The organism is Spirosoma flavum, from assembly GCF_042686045.1.
GTDB classification, from domain to species: Bacteria; Bacteroidota; Bacteroidia; order Cytophagales; family Spirosomataceae; genus Spirosoma; species Spirosoma flavum.
Window position 1 is genome coordinate 1 of record NZ_JBHUOM010000031.1, and the last position, 924, is coordinate 924.

1 protein-coding gene is annotated in these 924 nt (G+C 44.8%); it reads right to left on the bottom strand.

Going from position 1 to position 924, the window contains the following annotated elements; translation table 11 throughout:
• On the bottom strand, positions 1 to 661 hold a 661-nt coding region (locus tag ACFS25_RS27160; protein WP_381507594.1), incomplete at its 3' end, for an SDR family oxidoreductase.
• Positions 662 to 924: the final 263 nt, after the last annotated feature.

Consider the following 924-nt stretch of genomic DNA (forward strand, 5'->3'; position numbering starts at 1 on the left):
TACCCTTCATCATGCCTTTAATGGCGAGCTTAACTAGTTTATCCGTTTTCATATTCATCCCGCTATCGACCAACCCTTTGAACGGGTCGCCCAAAGGTGTGTCGGTGGCGGGTGGGGCCAATTCAATGACCTCTACGTTGGTTTCTTTTAATTGCAGCCGTAATACCTGTGTGTAGGCGTGAACGCCTGCCTTGGCAGCACTATAAATTGGCGATACCGGAAAAGGAATGAACGCTAAACCCGAAGAGACATTCACGATGGCAGCCGACGGCTTGGTCAGTAGATGGGGAAGGAATTGATGCACCATTCGAATGATACCGGAAAGATTTATATCGATCTCAGCGGTTATATTCTCCAAGCTCAGACTAGCGTCCCGCAAGTCAAGGTTGCGCATGATACCCGCGTTATTGATGATCATATTGAGGGTCGGAAACTGCTTGGTTACGAAGGTATATAAGTTTCTAATATCTTCTGATTTACTGACATCACTCTGAATGGTATAAATCTGAGGGAGTTCTGTTTGAATTTTACTGAGCCTGTCGGCGTCCCGGCCGGTAATGATAAGGGTAGAAGCGCCCTGGGTCAGTAGCTGTTTAGCCAGTTCCAGACCAATGCCACTGGTTCCGCCGGTAATGAGTATCGTGCTGTTTTTGATGTCCATCTGACTTTTTGTTTTGAGGGACAAAATTGGGCATTCATTACGGGTTAGGTTTATCCAGATCTATGTATAGTTTAGTCAAAAAGGGGGTAGAAGAGCAATGAATTCAATCGGTTGATGAAAAGTGGTCGTTTGCCTGCCAATAAAGTAAAAATCAGGATTACCTAGGCAGTTTGTAACTGCATACTATTCATTCTCACAAAATGCTCCTTAAAGTGAGATAAAGGAGCCGAAAGGAGGCTTAAGTACCTTTTCAGCCGTAGTTA